The 22,381-nt window shown below is 56.5% G+C and carries 18 protein-coding genes and 3 pseudogenes; 5 read left to right on the forward strand and 16 right to left on the reverse strand.

All coding sequences use genetic code 11. The features are described 5' to 3' along the window. Positions 1-2 precede the first annotated feature (2 nt). From HLB35_RS09450 to HLB35_RS09485, 9 genes are all read right to left on the reverse strand, one after another. Positions 3-866, reverse strand: coding sequence for a Brp/Blh family beta-carotene 15,15'-dioxygenase (locus tag HLB35_RS09450; RefSeq protein ID WP_171702382.1), 864 nt, complete (start codon positions 864-866; stop codon positions 3-5). 1 nt (position 867) lies between these two features. Further along, on the reverse strand, positions 868-2,067 hold the full coding sequence (locus tag HLB35_RS09455) for a lycopene cyclase family protein (RefSeq protein WP_171702383.1): 1,200 nt from the start codon (positions 2,065-2,067) through the stop codon (positions 868-870). A 2-nt stretch (positions 2,068-2,069) separates the two neighbouring features. Beyond that, a complete protein-coding gene (locus HLB35_RS09460; RefSeq protein ID WP_171702384.1) occupies positions 2,070-3,089 on the reverse strand; it encodes a phytoene/squalene synthase family protein in 1,020 nt (339 codons plus the stop codon). 55 nt (positions 3,090-3,144) lie between these two features. Continuing rightward, positions 3,145-4,131: a phytoene desaturase family protein gene (crtI, locus tag HLB35_RS17880; RefSeq protein WP_216601486.1), complete on the reverse strand. Its 987-nt coding sequence runs from the start codon at positions 4,129-4,131 to the stop codon at positions 3,145-3,147. Beyond that, entirely contained in the window at positions 4,056-4,718 is a 663-nt protein-coding gene (locus tag HLB35_RS17885; protein ID WP_216601473.1) for an FAD-dependent oxidoreductase, read from the reverse strand. The genes crtI and HLB35_RS17885 overlap by 76 nt, the downstream gene beginning before the upstream one ends. Then, on the reverse strand, positions 4,715-5,860 hold the full coding sequence (locus HLB35_RS09470; RefSeq protein ID WP_171702385.1) for a polyprenyl synthetase family protein: 1,146 nt from the start codon (positions 5,858-5,860) through the stop codon (positions 4,715-4,717). Before HLB35_RS09470 ends, HLB35_RS17885 begins: the two co-directional genes overlap by 4 nt. A 34-nt stretch (positions 5,861-5,894) precedes the next feature. Further along, positions 5,895-6,716: a bacteriorhodopsin-like gene (locus HLB35_RS09475; RefSeq protein ID WP_171702386.1), complete on the reverse strand. Its 822-nt coding sequence runs from the start codon at positions 6,714-6,716 to the stop codon at positions 5,895-5,897. A 344-nt stretch (positions 6,717-7,060) separates the two neighbouring features. After that, positions 7,061-7,879 carry an alpha/beta fold hydrolase gene (locus HLB35_RS09480; protein WP_216601474.1) on the reverse strand — a complete coding sequence of 273 codons (819 nt, stop codon included), beginning with the start codon at positions 7,877-7,879 and terminating at the stop codon, positions 7,061-7,063. A 13-nt stretch (positions 7,880-7,892) separates the two neighbouring features. Beyond that, complete coding sequence (locus HLB35_RS09485) at positions 7,893-9,653, reverse strand: sensor domain-containing protein (protein ID WP_171702387.1); 1,761 nt, start codon at positions 9,651-9,653, stop codon at positions 7,893-7,895. A gap of 423 nt (positions 9,654-10,076) precedes the next feature. On the opposite strand from HLB35_RS09485, the gene HLB35_RS09490 reads away from it, so the two are divergent. Next, on the forward strand, positions 10,077-11,135 hold the full coding sequence (locus HLB35_RS09490) for an NAD(P)-dependent alcohol dehydrogenase (RefSeq protein ID WP_171702388.1): 1,059 nt from the start codon (positions 10,077-10,079) through the stop codon (positions 11,133-11,135). 77 nt (positions 11,136-11,212) lie between these two features. Here HLB35_RS09490 and HLB35_RS09495 read toward each other — a convergent pair. The 7 genes and pseudogenes from HLB35_RS09495 to HLB35_RS09525 form a co-directional block, all read right to left on the reverse strand. Beyond that, positions 11,213-14,060: pseudogene (locus tag HLB35_RS09495) on the reverse strand (valine--tRNA ligase). A gap of 100 nt (positions 14,061-14,160) precedes the next feature. Beyond that, positions 14,161-15,248: pseudogene (locus HLB35_RS18890) on the reverse strand (MFS transporter). Positions 15,249-15,333: 85 nt separating this feature from the next. Continuing rightward, complete coding sequence (locus HLB35_RS09505; protein ID WP_171702389.1) at positions 15,334-15,714, reverse strand: hypothetical protein; 381 nt, start codon at positions 15,712-15,714, stop codon at positions 15,334-15,336. 63 nt (positions 15,715-15,777) lie between these two features. After that, positions 15,778-16,191, reverse strand: coding sequence for a Fic family protein (locus HLB35_RS17240; protein ID WP_171702390.1), 414 nt, complete (start codon positions 16,189-16,191; stop codon positions 15,778-15,780). Positions 16,192-16,315: 124 nt separating this feature from the next. After that, positions 16,316-16,747, reverse strand: coding sequence for a DNA polymerase III subunit chi (locus HLB35_RS09515; RefSeq protein WP_171702391.1), 432 nt, complete (start codon positions 16,745-16,747; stop codon positions 16,316-16,318). A gap of 52 nt (positions 16,748-16,799) precedes the next feature. Continuing rightward, positions 16,800-17,900 carry a branched-chain amino acid aminotransferase gene (locus HLB35_RS09520; RefSeq protein ID WP_171702392.1) on the reverse strand — a complete coding sequence of 367 codons (1,101 nt, stop codon included), beginning with the start codon at positions 17,898-17,900 and terminating at the stop codon, positions 16,800-16,802. 150 nt (positions 17,901-18,050) lie between these two features. Next, a pseudogene (locus HLB35_RS09525) lies at positions 18,051-19,569 on the reverse strand (leucyl aminopeptidase). Positions 19,570-19,706: 137 nt separating this feature from the next. Between HLB35_RS09525 and lptF the strand changes: the two are divergent. From lptF to HLB35_RS18360, 4 genes are read left to right on the forward strand one after another with little or no spacing between them, the layout of a single operon-like run. Then, a complete protein-coding gene (gene lptF, locus HLB35_RS09530) occupies positions 19,707-20,783 on the forward strand; it encodes an LPS export ABC transporter permease LptF (RefSeq protein ID WP_171702393.1) in 1,077 nt (358 codons plus the stop codon). Next, positions 20,783-21,847, forward strand: coding sequence for an LPS export ABC transporter permease LptG (gene lptG / locus HLB35_RS09535; RefSeq protein ID WP_171702394.1), 1,065 nt, complete (start codon positions 20,783-20,785; stop codon positions 21,845-21,847). The genes lptF and lptG overlap by 1 nt, the downstream gene beginning before the upstream one ends. 30 nt (positions 21,848-21,877) lie before the next feature. Then, on the forward strand, positions 21,878-22,138 hold the full coding sequence (locus tag HLB35_RS18355; protein WP_328731469.1) for a hypothetical protein: 261 nt from the start codon (positions 21,878-21,880) through the stop codon (positions 22,136-22,138). Beyond that, a complete protein-coding gene (locus tag HLB35_RS18360; RefSeq protein WP_328731517.1) occupies positions 22,054-22,374 on the forward strand; it encodes an RDD family protein in 321 nt (106 codons plus the stop codon). The genes HLB35_RS18355 and HLB35_RS18360 overlap by 85 nt, the downstream gene beginning before the upstream one ends. The last annotated feature ends 7 nt before the right edge of the window (positions 22,375-22,381 follow it).

Consider the following 22,381-nt stretch of genomic DNA (forward strand, 5'->3'; position numbering starts at 1 on the left):
CGCTAACCCGCGCGACGCGGGCTGGCAATCAGCTCCAGCACCATGTGGGGCACTGTCAAGGCGGCCAGGCCGATAAACACGATGCGCATCAGGGCGGCATCACTGGGCAACTCCATCAGGAACGGTAGGGCGGCCAGAGCCAGGGCGTAGGTCGCCAGGGTGATGGGCGCGACCGCCTTGAGGCGCTCGCGCCAGCCATAGATGCCCAGATCCCGCGCGGCCAGCTCAAGGTGACGCGGGCTGTGCAGAAAGCACCAGTAAGCAATGAAATAGGCCAGCGGGTGAAGCAGGGCGGCTCCGGCTGCCAGCAGCAAGGGGTCACGCCAGTCGCTGGTTGCCCGCTGGGGGCGCAGCGCCAGGCAGATGGCCAGCACCCCACCGCCAAGTGCCAGGGTATAAGGCGCCACTGCGACGATCTGAGCGGCCTGATCAGCGCCGAGCATTTCAAACAGCGGCTGCACCTGCTCAGGGTGAAAGGTGACTGGAAGTGACAGCACCCAAAGCCCATAGGCGGTACCGCCTATATGGCCAATCCGCACGGCAACATCATCGGCAAAATGTACCGCTGAATAGAGCAGAAAAGCCGCCAATGCCGCATTGGGCGCCTGCCACCAGATCGCCAGCACCACTCCGCCCAGTGCCAGATACCCCAGATGAAACCCGACCAACTGCAAGGGGTCCTTCAGCGGTAGATGCTGCTTGGCGACGGCGGTATCCAGGCTGCCATGGGGCAGGCCGAGCAGGGCAGTGCTGATCGCCAGGATGGCATACAGCGGCCATTCGCCGGGCAGTGCAGAAACGCCCAGGGCAACGACCAGGCCAATGGGAAACAGCCAGAAAGCGGGTGGACGGTTAGTCGCCTGCATATCAGTGCCCTCCTGATGTTGAAAAACGCGGCAATGCAGCGCGCATGAAGGGGCCAGGGGGCAAGGCCTGCATGATGGCCAGCAGGTCGCCAGCGCTGGGCTGGTCACCCAGAAAACGCCGCTGCTGAGCTGCCGTGGTGTTGGCGAACAGGCGTAGAAACCAGCCGGAAGCGGCGTCCGGGTGCTGACGAATTGCCTGTAGAAAGACTTTATCCATCCAGCCGAGCGCCGGTGAACGCAGGCGTGGTGGGGCCAGATGCCAGCGGTTGTGAGTATGTGCCTTGAGTAGCTGTCTGGCCACATCGGCGGCCCCCAGCTGGCAGCTGGCAAACATATAGCCAGTCGCCGGGCGCATCCAGCCGCCGCGAATGCCTGCAGACAGATAGCGTGAATTCAGGCTGGGAGGGGTGACCGGCATCATGGGCAGGCAGCCGGTTTCACTGCGCTGTACTACCCACCCCTTGCCGAGATGATCATCCAGCCAGCTTGCCAGCATCCAGGGTAACTCGGCCGCCAGCAGGGTCTGGCATACCTCACTGTGTCTGTCAGCCGCAAAGCAGGTCCACTCTACCAGCAGGTGGTGCTCATCCAGTGGGAGCAGATAGACAAAATGGATACCGCTGTGCCCAGCCTGAAAATCCATCAGGCAGGCTTTAGACAGGTCATGGCCGTGGTGGGGCTGGTGAACTTCCACACCGTGGAACACCTGCCAGACGCCCTGTGATTCTGCCAGCGCGTTCATCGGCGGTGGGCGAGTATCAATCACCACCTTGGCGTTGAGCTGACCCTGGGACGTGGTGATGCGCAGTGACTCACTTTGTGGCGCGATGGCATTAACCTTGACGCCCCGCACCAGCGAGAACTCATCGCGTATTGCTATCCTGTTGTAGGCCGAGCGGCGCATGGCATCGGCGGGTAGCATGGCGTAAGGATGGTCAGGGTCGCTATATTCCACCTGCTGACCTGCATGGCTGACCTGCCAGTTTGGCCAGCGGTGGCTGATGGCATCCCCAAAGGGGTGAGGAGCTTGATCCCAGAAACACCAGGTGCGGTCGTGAGTATCTTCTTCGCGGGCTTCAAGCAGATGCAGGCGTGGCAACGCTGCGTTTGCCGGTGCCAGCTCATCCAGCCAGCTGGCAATACTCAACCCCGCCAGCCCAGCGCCGAGAATGGCAATGTCGGTTTCCTTTGGCAGGCTCATGGTCATGCCTTCTCTGAATGGCGCTGTTCCCTTCCAGGCGGATGATCTTCTGGCAGGGGAGCAGCAATATCATCAAGGGATTTGGGAGTCAGCGCATACCCTGACAGTTGGGCTTCCAGCGGCTGATGCAAGGCCGCATCGTGCCAGGCGGCTGAGGTGTTAAACAGCGCTGGCAGCGCCAGCAGGCTTTGCTGCAACTTGCGGCTTTTGGGCACCACTACCCGCTGAGCCCAATAGTCCTCTGCGCTTAAACCTTGAATACGCCGCCCGATCTGACGATACACCCGCAGGGCAATGCCGATGGCCAGCCGGGTACGCGGGGGTAGATACGCCAACCCCCGCCAGCCGCTGGTGTAATAGGCTTCCGCCCGTTCAATCAGCTGACCAATTGCTTGCCAGGCCTGGTGGCGCGCCTGTGGTTCGCCATGGGCAATAGCGTCAGCCGTTATCGGCTGCTTCAGCCAGGTTTGCGGCAGGTAAACCCGACCGCGTTGGGCGTCTTCCAGCACATCCCGAGCGATATTGGTCATCTGCATCGCCACCCCCAGATCAATCGCAAAGGCCAGGGAGTGATCCGGCTCACGGGCGCCCATCAACTGGCACATCATCACCCCGACAGTGCCCGCAGCGCCGTAGGCATAGCTCAGCAGGGCCTGCTCGTCTTCAAGCTGAACGGGGGAGAGGTCAACGACCATGGTGGCCACCAGATCCTGCATGGCGTGCAGGCAGCGAGAGTCCTGCGCAAACAGCGCAACAATATCGGCTTCGAGAGCACTAACAAGTTGTTGCTCGCTGTTTGACAGCCTGGGCTCGGTGCTTGGCTTAGTGCCGGTTTCCGCGGCTGTCAGCTGGGGCTGTAACCGAGCATTCAGCCTGGCTTGCAGGCAGGTAAGCACTTTCTGTGCGCGCTGGCGTTGTGCATCGGTTGCGGCATTATCGGCAATATCGTCCACCTGGCGGCAGACGTGATACAGCCGTGCGCCATCCTGTAGCTGCTCGCGGGGCAGAAAAATCCTGCCCAATGAAAGCTTTTCCCATGCTGGCGCAGAGTGGCCTGGGAGGTCGCGGCCGCTGTGGTCATACGGCAGTTTTGTCCTGAACCGCAGTGAGTTGTTCACGGCTGACGGCGCGATCTTCTCTGACCAGCTTTTCCACCACGCCGGCCGACGACACCACACCAGGAACCCCGGCGCCGGGGTGAGTGCCCGCGCCGACAAAATAGAGGTTCTGATAATGCGGTGAGCGGTTATGGTAGCGAAAACCCGCTGACTGGGTCAGCGTCGGGGCGATGGAAAAGCCGCTGCCAAAGGGGCTGGAAAGTGCGGCGTGGAAATAGCGCGGCGACACCGTGTGGGTCGCGCCAAGCTGTTCAAACAGGTCCGGCATCAGGCGTTGCTGCAAGGTCGATAGGATATTCTGGGTCATCTGCGGTTCGAGTGTCTCCCAGTCCTGACGGCCCTGAAGGTTAGGCACTGGTGCCAGGACATAGAAGGCATCGCCCTCTGGCGGCGCCATCTCCGGGTCGGTGGCGCTGGGCCTGTGCAGATACAGGCTCAGATCTTCAGGCACTTCATGATCATCAAAAATGGTATCGAGGATTTCCTTGAAGGTGTCGCCAAATACGATGGTGTGGTGCTCAAGCTCGGTGTAACGGCGCTTGGTCACAAAATACACAACCAGGAGCCCCATGGACTGCTTCATGCGCCGCCGGAAGCCATTCAGGAGCTTGCCCCAGCGCTTCATCGGCAGCCAGTTTTCATAGACGTGCAAGGGGTCAGCATTGCTGACCACAATATCGGCCGGATAGTGTTGACCGCCACTGACTTCAACGCCGGTCACGCGGTTATTCTCGACACTCAGTCCGGTAACATCCTGACGGGTACGAATCACACCGCCGTTGCGTTGGAAAAGCTCGGCAAGTGCCGTGACCAGGGCGCCGGTACCGCCTTTGGGAAACCAGACGCCACCGCGCCGTTCCAGGGCATGGATCAAGCCATACAGTGAGGAAGTACGAAATGGGTGTCCACCGACCAGCAGGGAAGGTACGGAGAACGCGCGCCGCAGGCGTTCGTCGTCAAAAAGCGCGAGACAAAGCTATACAGGCTTTTATCTGCCCGCAGGCGCACCAGATCCGGCAGCACCTTGAGCATATCGGTAACCTTGGTAAATGGCTGCTCGGCCAGATCGACAAAGCCGCGCTGATACATCTTCTCTGTGGCCGTCAAAAAGTCGTTGTAGCGCTTGCTAGTGCCAGGTGCCAAACGCTCAATTTCAGCCATGATCTCATCGGTAGTGCTTTTATAATCAAAATAACTGCCATCGGAATAATCCATCCGATAGAACGGCTCGACTGGCAAAAGCGTTACATGTTGATCAAATTTTTCCCCAAAACGCTCAAATAATTCTTCAAAGAGAAATGGGGCGGTAATGACGGTGGGGCCGGCATCAAAAGCCACCCCATCAAGATGAAATACCCGGGCTCGGCCACCAAGGTCACCATGACGCTCCAGCAGCTCCACATTCCAGCCGTCTGACAAAAGACGCAGGGCAATGGCCAGGCCACCAAAACCTGAACCAATGACAACCGCCTTGTTGGTATGGCTGACCGAGTCGGCGGATGAGTGCGCTGCAAAGGCGTCGGATGTATTCATGAGGCCGATTTCCCTGGGTAATAATGAAGGTGGCTCGCGATTGACTGGCGATGTTCCACAAGCTGCTGGCGAAGCTTGGCAAGTATGGCGGCTAAGGCGCTTGCCAGCTGATCAGGAAAATTTGCAATCAGCTTCTCAGCGCGAGACAACGCCGCTGAGGCGTGGCGCACAGCGCGCTGCATGGCGCTTGCCACTGGGCCGCCAGGGTATGTGAAACCAGAGTGCGTGGAACCTGATGGCCAGTGTTGCGGCCAGGCATGGTAGTCATGAAAGTTATCTGGCTGGCAGGCGCTCAGATGGGTGACATCGACATCGTCAAGATCATCAATAATCTGATAGGCCAGCCCGACGGCATTGGCAAAATAGCGGATCTGGTCGTGTTCCCCGCTAGTCAACTTACCACCCAATGCGCCAGCCTCAAGGGGCAGGGCAATCAGGGGAGCTGTCTTTGCTAATGTCGCCTGCAGATAGTCGGTCAAACAGACTTTCTTCTGATGCTTATGGGAAACCTGAGGAGTATTTTCAGAAGACTTCTCAGTGGGGGTTGTAGGGTTGGCAATTTCAATACTTTGTCCGGCAATCACTTGGCTGGTGCGGTCGGTCAATAGTTGTACAAGTGCCAACTGGTGTTCAGAGGAGTCACTTGCCAGTGCAGCCCGAAAAGCCGCAGTCAGCATCATGTCTCCCGTGCATAGCGCCACATTAGGGTTGTAGCGTTGCCAGACGGCCGCTTGCCCACGACGCTGAGTATCACCATCGCACAGATCATCATGAACCAGTGACGCGTTATGAATCAGTTCTGCGGCAGCAGCAGCAGCGATACGGTGGCTGACGGAAGCGCCAAACGCCATGCCGCTCAACAGCGCCAGACGTGCACGTAATTGGCTACCTTGGGTACTCAGATGATAAAGACTGGCAGCGGTTGCAGGCCAGTCGACAGGTGCATTCAGACTATTGCGCATCAGTTCCCCGACGCGGACAAGTTGACTATCAATGTCGCCATCAATGCTGTCGGTAACAGAAACGTCGGCGTGCTCCGACAATGGCTGATTGATGCTGACAGCATCTGTGACATTGAACATGGCAGTTTGATTGAATGTTGCAGTGACCATACCAACGTCCTTTTGATCATGGCCATCCATGGCCGGTAGAACTCCTGTTATGAAAGGCCGAGGCTTACGAGAGTTTCGACGTTTCTTCACCTTCAGCGTCATCGTCTGCCAGTGTGGCAGTCGCGCCGTTGGCTTCTTCACTTTCGGCCTGCGACTTGCGCATCGCAATGACGAAGATGAATACACCGAAGACTGCTTTCGCCACGATATCTGCCACTGTGTAGCCGATTTCGACAGCTGTGATGGCGGCGCCACCGTCCAGGCCTACCAGCGGGAAGAGGTAGACGATCGGGTAGAACAACCAGGAACCGATGACCAAGTAGATAGAAATCTGTACAAGGTTCTGGACGCTTTCAGGCTGCTTGGAGATAGACTCCTTCAGACCGACGACCAGCTGGTACACGATGAACACGAACGGGATCATGGAGAGTACCCAGAATACAAAGCGCAGACCGCCAATATCGGATACTTCGCCCGGATAGCCCAGGACGATCATCAATGCTGCAGCACCACCGAGAACAGTTGATTTCTTGATGGTTTCCGCCTTGGAAAGGCGCATGACCAGAATCAGCTCAATAAGCAGCAGCGGTACGGTCAGCAACCAGTCCACATACCGGTAAGCCTGGTTGAAGGGCTTGCCGGTCGCCAGTACTTCACCTGTGGTGACATCAGCAGCAGCATTCCACGACAGCATGATCTGCAGGTAGTGATAGGCCGCTACCGCAGTTACCAGACCGGTAATGGTAATAGCGAGACGATAGGATGGTGCAATTTCTGATTTCATCAACCAGAAAAACAGGGTGGCAGCTGCCATGACAGCAAAGCCGAACGAATAGCCATTCTGTACGAATGAATATTGCCCTAGGGATAAAGCTTCAATTTCCATGAGTTTGTCTCCAGCAGCGTTGTTTATGCAAGCAGGCACCGGATACGCACTTTAAGGTGCTTTTGAGCACGCAAGCGGTGAACTGCCGACAGATAATCCGTTACAGAAGTTGTTCAGCATTCAAGTGCTGAACAACTAAGACGAGCTTAGTCATGCTGGAGCGGAACTTCAAGAAGTTATACAGGATTTATCCAAATTGATACTATTGTATAAATAAATACATGTTAATTTAGTGATATATAATATTTTGAGTGAGAAATGTTTTTTGCTGGCAGTTTCGCTCATATACTGAGATTGATGCGCACACCTGCCTAACCTTGGTAGCCTGAGCTGCCTTGCAACGTTCAAGCCAACCTATTCAGCCAGGTGATCATCTCCTGACTGACCAGTTCCGGGTGTGTCATGTGGATACAGTGGCCTTCGGTGGGCAGTACATGAAGCGTGCTCTTGGGTATATGTGCCTGCATATAATGACCAATACTTACACTGGCAAGGGCATCAACCTGACTTTGCAGGAGCAGGGTAGGGTGTTGGTTCTTGGGCAGCAGGTGGCGATAGTCAGAAAAGAACGTCGCTTTTGCAAAGGTCTTGGCCACCAAAGGGTCCGTTGAGCAGAAACTGTCGGAAAGCTCTCCCACCATCAAATCCGGGCTGGTGCTGCCCATTACCAGCGGGGCGAGGTAGCTGGCCCAGCCCATGTGGTTGCGATCCATCAATTCAACCAGTTCTTCCAGGTCTGAGCGCTCAAAACCGCCATGGTAATCAGGTGGCAGGTTCAAAAAGCACGGCGATGGGCACACCATGATCTGGCTTGCAAAGCGTTCCGGGTCGTTATTAGCCGCCAGCATGCCAATAGTACAGCTGACCGAATGGCCAACCAGGTGAACCTGAGTGAGATCAAGGGTGGTGCAGATCTCGTTGATATCCGCAGCATAACCTTCCAACGAGCTGTAGCGGGCTTCACTGTAGGCAGACAGCTGGGACTGGCCAGAGCCGACATAATCGAATAGGACAAGCGTATAGCGGCTTTGCAATTCCGGCGTCAGGCGATACCACATGGTCTGGTTGCAGCCAAAACCATGGGCCATCAGTAAGGTCGTACTTCCCGAACCCAAGATTTCTATATTATTGCGGGCAATGACTTTTTCTTTCGTCAGTATCATCTGGTTCTGTGCTCTATTTCTGTGTTGGGCCAAGAGGTTTTAGACTGGGAAAATGTCGGTGGAATCCTTGTCGCTGCCAGTCTTCTATCCAGCCTTCAAGCATATTGGCGGGCATGGGGCGTGCAATATAGAAACCCTGACCATTTTCACAGCCCAGTTCCATCAGGCTTTGGGCATGCTGTAAGGTTTCAATACCTTCGGCAATTAGGTCGCATTCGAAAGCGGATGCAAAACCGATAACCCCTTTGATAATGGCCAGATCGCCGCTGCTGTGCAGCATGTTCTGGACAAAGCTGCGATCAATTTTCAATACGTCGACCGAAAGGTCTCTCAGATGTCCTAGCGTCGAATAGCCGGTTCCAAAATCGTCCAGAGAAACCCGGATACCGATTTTACGGCACGAGGTAACCACCGTTGCAACGCGGTTGATATCCTCAATGGTGCTGGTTTCAATCACTTCCAGCTCAAGCCGCTGGAGAGGGAGGTCTGGGAAGCCGGATAGCGCTGTGGTCAGGTCGTTAAGAAATTCAGGATGCTGCAGGTGATAGCCATCAATATTGATGCTGACAGACATATCCAGCCCTTGATCGAGCCATTGCTGTAGCTGAGCCAGTGCCGTAATGAGCACCCATCTGCCCAGGCTCAACTCTGTGGAGGTGCCGCTTATTGCAGGCAGAAAAGTGGCGGGACTCTTCAGACCCTCATCGGGATGATTCCAGCGCAGAAGTGCTTCAGCCCCGAGGACGGCGCCAGTGCGCATATTAACTTTGGGTTGATAATAAAGCTCGAACTGGTTATCCAGCATCGCGGTTTGAACCACGTTGCGGCTTTTAAGTGTATATTTCTGATGCTGTTCGGTCGCTGTGTCGAAAACGCTAAGCTGGTTACGACCTGCAATCTTGGCTTGATACATAGCCTGGTCGGCCTGACGAAGCAGTTGGCCAGTATCGACGTTTTCCGTCTGAGGGTAAAACGTAATACCGATGCTGGCAGAGATTTGAATAGTCATCGCGTCAACTTCAAACGGCTCAGATAGCTTGTTGATCAAACGATTAAAAACCTTTTTCGCCGAAGCGATGTCATCCAGCGTATCCAGAAAAACAACAAATTCGTCGCCCCCAAACCTGGCCACCACATCCTCTTTTTTGAGGTTCTTGACCAAGCGGTTGGCGGCCCAACGTAATACCTTGTCGCCCATATCATGGCCGTAGGTGTCGTTGACCTCCTTGAATCCATCGAGGTCAATAAACGCAAGTGTAAACGCCAGCGTTTCAGGGTCACGGTGCGCCATCTCATGATCCATATGTTGCGTCAAGGCATTGCGATTGGGTAAACCGGTTAACTGATCCGTCTCAGATAATGACCGTAAAAGAGAGATTTTCTTACTTAGCAGCTCTTTGGTTTCTGTTAACTCCTGAAAAAGCTGCTCGGAGCGTGCGGCACTGCCGACACTCCAGAAAATCCGCTCGTTGTTTTCTGGATCACGATAAGCGCTTATAACAGCAGGAAGAGGTTCTCCCGCTTTTGTTGTCAAGGTTACCCGTATTTCATCACAAAAGCCTTCATAAACAATCATTGGCATGATGAAGCTGTCATACATTATCTGCGATGCTTTGCTTAACAAAACGAACAGATCGCAGCCGAGGAGCTCATTGCGTGCATAGCCGTAACGTTTTTCAAAATACTGGTTACTGTAGTGAATCTGGCGATTAATGTCTGAAACCAGGCAGCCCACGGGGAATTGATCAATAGATGCAATAGCTGAGTCATCCATGATGAGTCCTCAAAGAATGGCCGAAGTTCTATTAATAGGGTTTCGACAAAAATATATAACTGCCTGGCATCGACGATGCGGCCAGACCCGTGCCTTGGTTGGTGCCTCGACCCTTTTCAGGTTGGTCAGCCTGCTTACTGTGCCGAGGTTGATAGCTGCCGTCCAGAGCCCATTTAAAAGACAGGTATAATTTAAGTACTATATCTAAAGTTAATTTTATTATATTAATTTTGTATGCATTTCCACGCAGTGGCGTGGGAATAAGAAATAGATATTCAATTAAATAATTTAGCGTTGGGTTAATTAACTGACTTGGATGGGCATCTCAAACAGGTATCTTGAACAAGCACCTCGAACCAGCCCTTCCTTGACAGTTAAACATTCTGAAGCGCACCATCATTAGCGAATTTAACGGAGAATATAATGACTGAAGTTAAAGCCTTTGCTGCCCATGCTGATGATCAACCACTGGCACCATTGTCAATTGACCGCCGCAACCCGCGTCCCGATGATGTGGCGATTGAGATTCTGTACTGCGGCGTTTGTCATAGTGATCTGCACTTCGCTAAAAATGACTGGGGCTTAACCCGCTACCCTGTTGTGCCAGGCCATGAAATTGTTGGCCGGGTGACCGGTGTTGGCAGCGATGTCACGCGTTTCAAGCCCGGCGATGTGGTGGGCGTGGGCTGCATGGTGGACTCTTGCCGCACCTGTTCTGCCTGCCAGGATGATGTAGAGCAGTACTGCCTGAACGGCTTCACCATGACTTACGGCAGCGATGATCGCCATGATGGTACCATGACCCAAGGGGGCTATTCTGAATCCATCGTGGTCAGCGAACATTTTGTGCTGACTATGCCGGAAGGCATTGATCTGCCGTCAGCTGCGCCGATTCTGTGTGCGGGTATTACTACCTATTCACCGCTGCGCCATCATGGTGTGGGTAAGGGCCACAAGGTGGGCGTTATCGGCATGGGTGGGCTTGGCCATATGGGCGTCAAGCTTGCCAAGGCGCTGGGTGCTGAGGTGACGGTGTTTACCCGTTCTGATGCCAAGGTGGAAGAGGCCAAACAGCACGGTGCCCACCATGTGGTGGTGTCTTCTGATGAGGAACAGATGAAAGCCGTGGCTGAAACCTTCGACTTCATGCTGGATACCGTGCCGGTGCAGCACGATATTAACCCTTACCTCGCTGCGCTACGCTACGATGGCACCCATATCATGGTTGGCCTGATGGACCCGATTGAACCGGCTGTTCAAGGCGCTAACCTGATTTTTAAACGTCGTGTACTGGCAGGTTCTCTGATCGGCGGTATTGCTGAAACTCAGGAGCTTCTGGATTTCTGCGCTGAGCACAAGATTACCTGCGACGTGGAAATGATTGATATGCAAACCATCAACACTGCGTTTGAGCGTATGCAAAAAGGCGACGTGCGTTACCGCTTTGTCATCGACATGGCGTCTATGAAAAACGCTGCCTAGCCGCCAAGCGTTAACGCCAACCAGTAATAAACAGCAACGGCACCCAAGGGTGCCGTTGCTGTTTTGACGTAGCCGCTTTATAAAGCGGAGATTTTAGTTTGCTGTTCTTCCAAGAGTTTTTTAGCGGCCTGGAATTCAGCAAGTTTGCCGCGTTCCTTTTCCACCACGGCTTCCGGGGCTTTGGCGATAAAGCCTTCGTTGCCGAGTTTTTTTCTCAATGCCGTTGATCAGCTTGTCCTGCTTGTCGATTTCCTTGGCCAGCCGCTTGAGTTCGGCGTCTTTGTCGATTAAATCCGCCATGGGCACCAGGACTTCCATATCACCCACCAGCTGGGTGGCTGACAGCGGTGCGTCGTCCGGGTTGGCAAGCCAAGTGGCGCTTTCCAGCTTGGCCAGTTTAGCCAGGAAGTGACGATTGCTTTCAAGACGTTCGGCATCTTCCGCCTTGCCTTTGGTGAGCAGGATATCCAGCGGCTTGCCGGGGGCAATGTTCATCTCAGCGCGGATATTACGCACCGCGATAATCACGCCCTTCAGCCATTCGATATCCCGGGTGGCCTGCTCGTCAATGCGGCTTTCATCGGCCTGTGGCCAGGGCTGGTTCATGATGGAAGGGTTATCACCGGCGTAGGTGCCTGCCAGTGGCGCAACCCGCTGCCAGATCTCTTCGGAGATATACGGCATCATCGGATGAGCAAGGCGCAGAATTACTTCCAGCACCCGCACCAGGGTTCGCCGCGTGCCGCGTTTGGCGGATTCGCTGGCATTTTCGTCCCAGAGTACCGGCTTGGATAGCTCCAGGTACCAGTCGCAATATTCGTTCCAGACAAACTCATACAGCGCCTGGGAGGCATGGTCGAAGCGGTATTCGTCCAGCGCCCTGGTCACCTGGGTTTCGGTCTTCTGTAGCTGGGAAATGATCCAGCGATCCGCCAGGGAAAGGCTCACTTCGCCGCCTTCTGCGCCGCAGTCCTCGCCTTCGGCGTTCATCAGCACGTAGCGCGAGGCGTTCCACAGCTTGTTGCAGAAGTTGCGGTAGCCGTCCAGGCGGTTCATATCAAACTTGATATCCCGCCCGGTGGTGGCCTGGGAAAGGAAGGTGAAACGCAGGGCATCGGTGCCGTGGGCTTCAATGCCGCCCTTGAATTCGTCGCGGGTCGCCTTGGCAATTGCCTTGGCTTTCTGCGGCTGCATCATGTTGCCGGTGCGTTTTTCAACCAGATCTTCGAGGCTGATGCCGTCAATCAGGTCGATGGGGTCGAGCACGTTGCCCTTGGATTTGGACATCTTCTGACCCTGGCCATCGCGCACCAGGCCATGCACATAGACGGTCTTGAACGGTACTTCGTCCATGAACTTCAGCGTCATCATGATCATCCGGGCGACCCAGAAGAAGATGATGTCGAAACCGGTCACCAGCACGCTGGTAGGGTGAAAGGTTGCCAGTTCCGGGGTCTTTTCCGGCCAGCCCAGGGTGCCAAAGGTCCACAGGCCTGAACTGAACCAGGTGTCGAGAACATCTTCGTCCTGAGTCAGGGTGATGTTTGCCGACAGCTTGTGCTTTTCGCGGGCTTCTTCTTCGCTGCGCGCCACATAGACATTGCCGTCGGCGTCGTACCAGGCGGGAATACGGTGGCCCCACCACAGCTGGCGGGAGATACACCAGTCCTGGAGGTCGCGCATCCAGGCAAAGTACATGTTTTCGTAGTTCTTGGGCACGAACTGGATATCGCCGTTTTCCACCGCGGCAATGGCGGGCTTGGCCAGCTCTTCCACCGCGACAAACCACTGATCAGTGAGCAGTGGCTCAATCACATCGCCGGAACGGTCGCCATAGGGCAGGGTGTTGTTGACCGTTTCGACCTGCGCCAGCAAACCCAGAGCATCCATATCGGCGACGATCTGCTTGCGTGCCTCGAAGCGGTCAAGCCCTGCGTATTTGGCGGGCAGGGTGGCGTCTTCTTCAGGCTGTGGTTGACCCTTGAGGTCAAAGATTTCCGCGCGCTCAAGAATAGTGGCATCCTTGCTGAACACATTGATCAGCAGGTGATTCTGGCGCTTGCCGACTTCGTAGTCGTTAAAGTCGTGGGCCGGGGTAATCTTGACGCAGCCGGAGCCTTTTTCCATATCGGCATGTTCATCAGCGACGATAGGAATACGCCGACCGACCAGCGGCAGCTCGATAAACTTGCCGACCAGTGAGGCATAGCGTTCGTCGTCCGGGTTGACCGCCACGCCGGTATCACCCAGCAGGGTTTCCGGGCGAGTGGTCGCCACCACCAGATAATCCTTGCCATCGGCGGTGGTCACGCCATCCGCCAGCGGGTAGCGGAAGTGCCAGAAACTGCCTTGCTGGTCCTTGTTTTCCACTTCCAGGTCGGAAATGGCGGTGTGCAGGGTGGGGTCCCAGTTGACCAACCGCTTGCCGCGATAGATAAGGTTGTCTTCATGCAGGCGCACGAAAACTTCCTGCACGGCCTTGTAGAAGCCGTCATCCATGGTGAAACGTTCCCGCGACCAATCCACGCTGGCGCCCATGCGGCGCAGCTGGCGGGTAATATGGCCGCCGGATTCTTCCTTCCACTCCCATACCTTGTCGATAAACGCATCGCGGCCCAGCTCATGGCGGGTCTTGCCTTCCTCAGCGGCCACCTTGCGCTCCACCAGCATCTGGGTGGCGATACCGGCGTGATCGGTGCCGATCTGCCAGAGGGTATTGTTGCCCTGCATGCGCTTGAAGCGGATCAGGGTATCCATGATGGTATCCTGAAACGCATGGCCCATATGCAGGCTGCCGGTCACGTTGGGCGGCGGAATCATGATGGCGTAAGGCTCGCCCTGGCCGGAAGGGGCAAAGCGGTTATCGGCTTCCCAGCGCGTGTACCAGCGGGTTTCGATCTGTTCGGGTTGGTAGGTCTTTTCCATGGATTGGCTCACAGCGGCGGTGCCCAGCGTTACCGGGCAGCGAATGCATTGATTGGGTTCGCAAAATGGCCGCTAGTATAGCGCGTCACAGGCACTGACGTCAGGCCCTGAGCGTTAGCCGCCGCATGGCCAGCAAGCCAAGCAGCGGCCCGGGCAGCAGCCACCAGATCACCATCAGCCCCTGGGTGCTCCACAGCGAGGTGACCAGCGCAATGGCCGGCAGGGTCAGGCTGAAGCCGATGGCATTCATCATCGCTAGCGCCGCGCCTAGCCGGTCGCTGGGTGCTGACACTGAAGCAAGGGCAGAAAACTGTGCTGAATCGGCGATGACGCTTAAGCCCCACAGCAGCAGTAAGGCCAGCAGCATTAAAGGCGGCGCGCTACCCAGCCAGGGGTAAAAGAGGCAAAGGGCGCCGGAGGTGGCCAGGGCAACAAAGGCTACCCGGGCACTGCCGAAGCGTCGGCTGGCACGGCCTGCCAGCACGCAGCCGGGCATGCCGATGGCAATCACCGCAAAGCTCAGCCAGGCAATGCGGGTGACCGGCGCGTCCAGGCGAGCCAGCTCACGGGCGACCAGAAAAGGGGTGAGCGTCCAGAAGGCATAAAGCTCCCAGCAGTGGCCGAAATAGCCCAGTGCTGACGCGCGAAAGTCCCGGCGACGAAAGGCCGCCAACCCCGCCCAGGGGCGGCCACCTGCGGCTGTTGGCGGCAGGTGGGGGCCAACCCCAGACGGTAGATCATGGCGGCGGCCACCAGCGCCAGCAAGGAGGACAGCAGCAGAGGCGTCTGCCAGGGCATGTGTAGGGTCACCCCGCGCAACAGGTGCGGTGAGGCAGTGCCCAAGGTCAGCATACCCACCAGCCAGCCCAGCGCTGCACCCGCCTGATGTGGCGTCCAGCTGACCACTAGTTTCATGCCCAAAGGGTAAATGCCGGCCAGGCAAAGCCCGGTCATAAAACGCAGCAGGATGGCACCTGTCAGGCTTTCCAGGCTGAAAATAAACGCCGCATTGATGATTGCCCCGCAGACGGCAGCCATGGCAAACAACTGGCTGGCAAGCAGACGGTCTGCCAGACCGCTGGTGGCAATCACCAGAGTGCCGCTGATAAACCCCGCCTGCACTGCCATGGTCAGCAGACCGAGATCCGCGCCGCTCAGCCCGGCAGATTGCTGCAGGGCAGTGCCCACGCCATTGACGCTGAACCACAGCGAAGTGCCGAATAACTGGGCAATCACGATAGTGATCAGCGGGTGGCGTTTGAGCATGGTGGAGCTACTCCAGGTCAATGGCGCGTATCATACGACGCAAAGCGCTAATCCGCTTATTGGTGGTGTTTTTATAGGCGGCTGAGGTCTGGTAGGTGGACGTATCTTGCCAGCTTTCGGCTGAACGCAGCGCCTGACTCAACCAGCCTCTGACCATCACATAATGTCTTGAATCCAGCCCCAGTGCTTTAACAACTTCCACCGAGGCAGGCTGTTCAGGGCTTTCCAGCGCCGCCTGAATAGCAAGCACCTTGTGCCCTACCTCCAGCGCATACTGATCCTGTTCGCTTAGCGGGGTAACGCTCGATGTCTTGTTTTCGTCCAGCGTCGAACAGGCCGATAAGGTCATGGTGAAGAAAAGAGTCAGCCATGTTTTGGTGTTATTCATTAAAATGGCTCCAGGACAATTGTCTCGACAGCGTCGGGACAATCTGTTGATTAGGATAATATTTCAAGGCTGCCTTCCTTGATGTTTTACCCACTGCTGACCGGCAGCCGTCAAACGGTATCTTTGTAAGCGACTATTGGGCTTTTCCGGAATCGTTTGCTCAATCAAGCCAGCGTTCAATGCCGGTCTTAGGTACGCTTTTCTGAAATGGGGCTGATGTTTGAGACCTAAAATATCCTGTAGCTCGGACCGCGTCATTTCTCCCTTCAAAGATTCAAGCAGGCGGAATACTTCCCTGCTAACTTGGTCGGTGACTTGGTCGGTGACTTGGTCGGTGACTTGGTCGGTGACTTGGTCGGTGACTTGGTCGGTGACTTGGTCGGTGACTTGGTCGGTGACTTGGGGGCTCTTGTGGGGTGTTTGCCTCAGGACGCCAAAAGGCAAAGGCCGCCAGCTCAGCCGCAAGACCATCTGCATTGGTAGCATCGGGTTTGAACTGGTGGCGGCTGTCTTCGCCTCGGGTGAGTGTTTTCTGCAGTTGGTTCTGATCCATTTTTATGCTTCCTGCTTGGGTCAATATTCCTTTTCCGGTGCTTGTTCCTCACCCCAACTGATGCGGCACGACTTCGTGGCCCATTTCCTTGTAGCGTTTCCAGCAGGCGCGTTTGGCGATGAGTACGTCCTGGTGCTGGTTGATGATTTCTGCAACACGGGCGTAGGCGTCGAAGCCGTCGGGGATTTCCGGGTGCAGGTTGAGCAGAGCGGCGTCTTGTGTCGGGGCGGGGAGGGCCTTCCAGCCGAGGGTGACCGGCACCTGAGCGGCCAGGTCGCTGTCTTCCAGGGCGTGGGGCAGGTAGGCATCTGGGCGGAAGTTCCACAGGGCGTCATCGGCCTGCCTGGCCAGGGCTTCGTCCTCGCAGTGCAGGTGAAGCCGGTAGCCCTTGCGCCAGATGGTTTCTGCTAATTTGCAGGCAAACTGCAGGCGGGCGTCCAGCGTAGTGTCTGGCAGGATGTAGAAATCAATGCGGGCCATGGCGGTTTCCAGCGCCTGCCCCCGCAATTTGGGTGGCAGGCGTTTGCGAGGGTCAGACCAGCCGGGTCAGCCAGCCGTACTTGTCTTCGCTGCGGCCATACTGCAGGTCAAGCAGTTTGGTGCGAATACGCTTGGCGATCTCGTTGTTGCCGCCAGCGGTCAGGGTGATGCGTTCGTTATCGGTGACCAGCTCACCTACCGGGGTAATCACCGCTGCCGTGCCGCAGGCAAAGACTTCGGTAATCTCGCCGGAGGCCGCGCCTTCACGCCATTCGTCGATGCTGATGGCGCGCTCTTTTGGCGTCAGGCCTTCGTCCTTGGCCAGGGTAAGTACCGAGTTACGGGTGACCCCTTCCAGAATAGTGTCGGTCAGGCGCGGAGTGACGACGCGGCCATCCTTGAACACGAAGAACAGATTCATGCCGCCAAGCTCTTCGATCCATTTGCCTTCCGCCGCATCCAGAAACGCCACCTGGCTGCAACCGTTAGCGGAGGCTTCTTTCTGGGCGGCCAGTGAAGCGGCGTAGTTGCCGCCGCACTTGGCAAAACCGGTGCCACCTGGTGCCGCGCGGTTGTAGTGGGTGGATAGCCAGATCGAAACCGGATCAATGCCGCCCTTGAAGTAAGCCGCCGCGGGTGAAGCGATCACGTAATAATCGACCTCGTGAGCGGGGCGTACGCCCAGGAACGCTTCTGAGGCAATCATGAAGGGGCGCAGATAGAGGCTGCATTCGTCGGAATCGCTGGCAGGCGTGGGCACCCAGGCATGATCCTGAGCCAGCAGGGCTTTCAGTGAGCCGATAAAGTCTTCATCGGACAGCTCCGGCAGGGCCAGACGGCGGGCACTGCGACGAAAGCGCTCGGCATTCTTTTCCGGGCGGAACGTCCATACGGAACCATCGGCATGCCGGTAAGCCTTGATACCTTCGAAAATTTCCTGGCCGTAGTGCAGCACTGAAGCCGCCGGGTCAAGGGTCAAAGGGCCGTAGGGGCGAACTTCATGGGCATGCCAGCCGGTATCAAGGGTCCAGCGTACATGGGCCATATGATCGGTAAAGTGGCTGCCAAACCCGGGGTTTTGCAGGATGTTATCGCGGATGTTGTCTGCCGTCGGCTGATTGGATGGCAGCAGGGTAAAGCGGTCGGTGGGCACGATGATTCTCCACAGCTAGCGTTAAAACGCTTTTAATCTTGTTAACCAGATATAGGCACCGGCCAGCCCAGTGCCTACACGACGTATCACTGCCCCAAGATGTAACGGTTGCGTCAGTGAAAGGCAACCGTCAGGTGCCTGATTTTGAAGTTAGTCGTCGCTATTTTCTACCTGGACATCGGTTTCACGATCCAGCAGGTATTGAGTCAGCAGCCCAACCGGGCGGCCAGTGGCGCCTTTCTGCTTGCCGGAATGCCAGGCGGTGCCAGCGATATCCAGGTGTGCCCAGGGGAAGTGATCCGCAAAGCGCGACAGAAAGCAGGCGGCGGTGATGGTGCCTGCTGGGCGCCCACCAATGTTGGCCAGGTCGGCAAAGTTGGAATCCAGCTGCTCCTGATACTCATCCCACAGCGGCAGGTGCCAGGCGCGATCCCAGGCGGTATCGCCCGCATCGAGAATATCCAGCGCCAGGTCATCATCGTTGGATAAAAGCCCGGTCGCGTGGTGGCCAAGCCCAATGATGCAGGCGCCGGTCAGGGTAGCAATATCCACCACGCTGGCGGGTTCAAAACGCTCGGCGTAGGTGAGCGCATCGCACAGTACCAGACGGCCTTCGGCATCGGTGTTGAGAACTTCAACCGTCAAGCCCTTGAGGGTGTTGATGATATCCCCGGCTTGGTGGCCGCGCCGTCCGGCATGTTTTCCGCCGCCGCTACAATAAACACCAGATTGAGCCTGGGTTTGATGGCTAGAACGGCATTAACGGTGCCAAACACGCTGGCGGCGCCGCACATATCGAACTTCATTTCGTCCATGGCCTCGCCGGGCTTGAGCGAGATACCGCCAGTGTCAAAGGTGATACCCTTGCCTACCAGCACATGGGGGCGTCTGCGGCGTCTTCTGCGCCCTGATAGCGCATTACAATCAGGCGTGAAGGCTCGCGACTGCCACGGCCGACTGACAGCAGCGAATGGGCGCCGAGAGTTTCCAGGTCGTCTTCATCCAGAATTTCGGTGGTCAGGCGCCCTTCGGAACCGGCGGCCAGCTTTTCGGCCTGCTCCGCCAGATAGCGCGGCGTGCAGACATTACCCGGCAGGTTGCCCAGGGTGCGAGCGGCGTTGATGCCCTGGCCGATCGCCACACCAATGTGGGCACCTTCCCGGGCCTGCTCGGCTTCATCGCTATCGCTGAGCAGCAGGGTAAAGCGCTGCAGGGAAGAAGGTGGGGCGGGTTGCGATTTAAAGGTATCAAAGCGGTAAAGCGCGCGCTCGCCTGCTTCCATGATCTTGCGTGCTTTCCATGCTGAGTCGCGGCCTTCCAGCGGCACATCGGTAAACGCCAGGCAGGCCTCGTCAATGGGAAGCTTGATAAGCGCACTGGCAGCGGCGTCCAGCGCTTTCAGAAAGGCGGCATCCTTGCATTTTTCGCGCGCTCCTAGTCCTACCAGCAGCAAACGCTCGGTGCCAAGCCCGGGGGCAAAGGGCAGCATCAGGGTGCTGCCCAGTGCCGCGTCGAAGTCGCCGCTTTCAACCAGCTGGCTGATCAGACGCTCGCTGGCGTCATCGAGTTTCGCAACCGCGGGAAGGAGTTCACTATCGTTAAACACCGGTACAGCAAGACAAGCGGTTTCGGCTTTCGCCGGATTAGCGGTATGAACGGAAAATTCCATGACGTCTCCAACAAGACAAGCATCGCAGGATTCGGGATAATGCCCCAAAAGTGAGCTGTTATTGTGCCCTCTGAAGCAAGTGTACCCAAGCCTTGGGCGCATTGCATGGCATCCTGCACGATTGGCTGGAGAACGCCTTGATTTTATTTCGCTATTTAACCCGCGAAGTGCTACTCACCATGACCGCAGTGGCGGGTATTCTGCTGCTGGTGATCATGGGCAGCAGGTTTATCCGTTATTTTTCCAGCGCTGCCGAAGGCGATATTCCGTTAAATATTCTGGGTAGCCTGATGCTTTTTCATCTGCCTGGGTTTATGGAGCTGATTCTGCCGCTGGCCTTTTTTCTGGGCATTCTGCTCGCCTATGGTCAGCTATATATGAACAGCGAGATCACCGTGATGGTGGCCTGCGGTGTCAGCCCGACGCACTTGCTGAAGGTAACGCTGTTGCCTGCGATCGTGGTGGCCGTGCTAGTGGGCGTCTGCAGCCTGTGGCTGACGCCGCTGGGCGCCTACAATACTGAAACCATGCTGGAAGAGCAGCGCAGCCGTTTGGATGTGTCGATCCTGGCACCCGGGCGTTTTCAGGAGTTTGGCCAGGGGCGCACGGCCTATATCAGCGGTTTTTCCAGCGACGGCACCGAGATGGAAAATGTTTTCGTTAACGAGATGGGTAATACGGCTGAAGGCGAACATCATTACGTTACCCGTGCCGCCCAAGGCTATCAGGAGTTGCGTGATGATACTGGCAGCCGCTTTCTGGTGCTGGAAAACGGTGAACGCTACGGAGTAACCCCGGGCCGCTTTGGCGCAGAAAAACTCATGTTTGAGCGCTATACCTTGCGGCTTGGCGCTACCGGGCGGGTTGAAGCGGTGGAATCGCTGGAGTACGCCACCACGCCTGCACTGCTGGCCAACCCTGACCCACGCGCTCAGGCTCAATGGCAGTGGCGAGCCGGGTTGCCGTTGATGGTCTTTATTCTTGCCCTGATGGCTCAGCCGTTATCGCGGGTTAATCCGCGTCAGGGGCGCTTCGCCAAACTCCTGCCCGCAGTTTTTCTGTACGTTGCTTATCTTAGTCTGCTCTTGGCGGCGGTTGACATGATCGGCAGCGGAGGCTGGTCTTCAACGCTGGGTGTCTGGCCGGTTCACGGGTTATTCCTGGTGCTGGGGCTGATGTTACTGTGGCATTCACAACGCAAGGGGATGCGCTAATGCTACTGGATCAGCTGGACCGTTACATTGCACGCAACGTGCTGGCCGCCATTGTCGTGGTGCAGGTTGTACTCTTGGGGCTGGATATCACCATTGCCTATATTGATGACCTGGGCGATGTGCAGCAGGGTTATACCGCTCTGGATGCGTTGATGTACCTGTTGATGCGCGTACCCTGGCGGTTTTATCAGTATGCGCCGGTGGCGGTATTGATCGGCGCTCTGATTGGCTTGGGCAGTATGGCTTCCAGCAATGAGCTGACGGTGATGCGCGCATCTGGGCGCTCGCTGGCCCGCATTGTCTGGGGTGTTATGAAACCGGTGCTGCTGGTGATTGTGGCGGTCTTGCTGGTGGCAGAATACGTCAGCCCGCGTACCGAGCAGTTCGCCGAAGCCTGGAAGCTGGAAAAACGCCAGGGCTCAGGCGCGGTTCTGACCAGCCGCAGCGGCTGGCAGATCGAGAATGACAGCATCTACCGATTTGGCGCCATTCGGGCTGATAATGTCGTGCTGGACCTTACCCGCTATCGCTTTGATGATCGCCAGCTGGTGGAAATCTCCTATGCCCAACGGGCGCGCTGGGAAGGTAATCAGTGGCAGTTGGAAAATGTCGCCACTACCCGGCTTTATGAGGAGCGCACCGAAGCCGAACAGCATGCCACCCAGCGCTGGGAAACCAACCTGACCCCTGTGCAGCTGGAGCGGCTGCTGCGCGATATTGACAGCCAGGCACCCAGTGAGCTTTATGCTTATGCAGGCTTTCTGCGCGCTCAGGGGCAGCAGGCGGATGAACCTTTACTGCATTTCTGGCAAAAGATGCTGATGCCGCTGACCATGGGGTCACTGGTACTGATTGCCGCCTCCTTTGTGTTTGGCCCTTTGCGCAGTGTGGCGGCAGGTACCCGAGTGTTTTACGGCGTGATTACCGGTTTGTTGTTCAAATACACCCAGGATCTGCTGGCGCCTGCGTCGACGCTGTTTGGTTTTTCGCCGGTCTGGGCGGTGTTGGTGCCGACCCTGGCCTGTGCGCTGGTGGGTGTTTACTTTCTGCGCCGCAATGGTTAGCGCTCTAAACTGATTCACAAGAGAGGCATCATGCAACGACGTTTTGATCAACTGGATAGCGTATGGCCTGCCGCCCTGGGGCGACGGTTGGGTGCAATGATTTATGATGGTTTTCTGGTTGCTGCCATCTGGATTGGCGTGACGGTGGCCCATCTTGCGTTCTTTCACTTTGTACTGGGGCAAAACCTTGAAGAGGCTGAGCCAACATTTTTTGCGGTTATCTCGCTACGGCTTCTGCTGGTGCTGTCGGCCTTTTTCTTTTTGCCTACTCCTGGACCCGAGGCGGCATGACACTGGGCATGCAGGCCTGGCGGTTGCGCGTACAAACGCCCGATGGGTATTCGATTACCTGGCTGCAAAGTGCTTTGCGCTGCCTGACTGCCTGGGTTTCGCTAGCCGTTTTCGGATTGGGCTACTGGTGGGTACTGTTTGATGGTGAACGGCGTAGCTGGCCGGATATTGTATCCGGCACCCGGACGGTGGTACAGCCCAAACCAGCATCCAGAAAGGACAAGGCTAAGCAATAGCCAATAA

This window comes from Vreelandella azerica (genome assembly GCF_013112225.1).
Taxonomy (GTDB): Bacteria; Pseudomonadota; Gammaproteobacteria; order Pseudomonadales; family Halomonadaceae; genus Vreelandella; species Vreelandella azerica.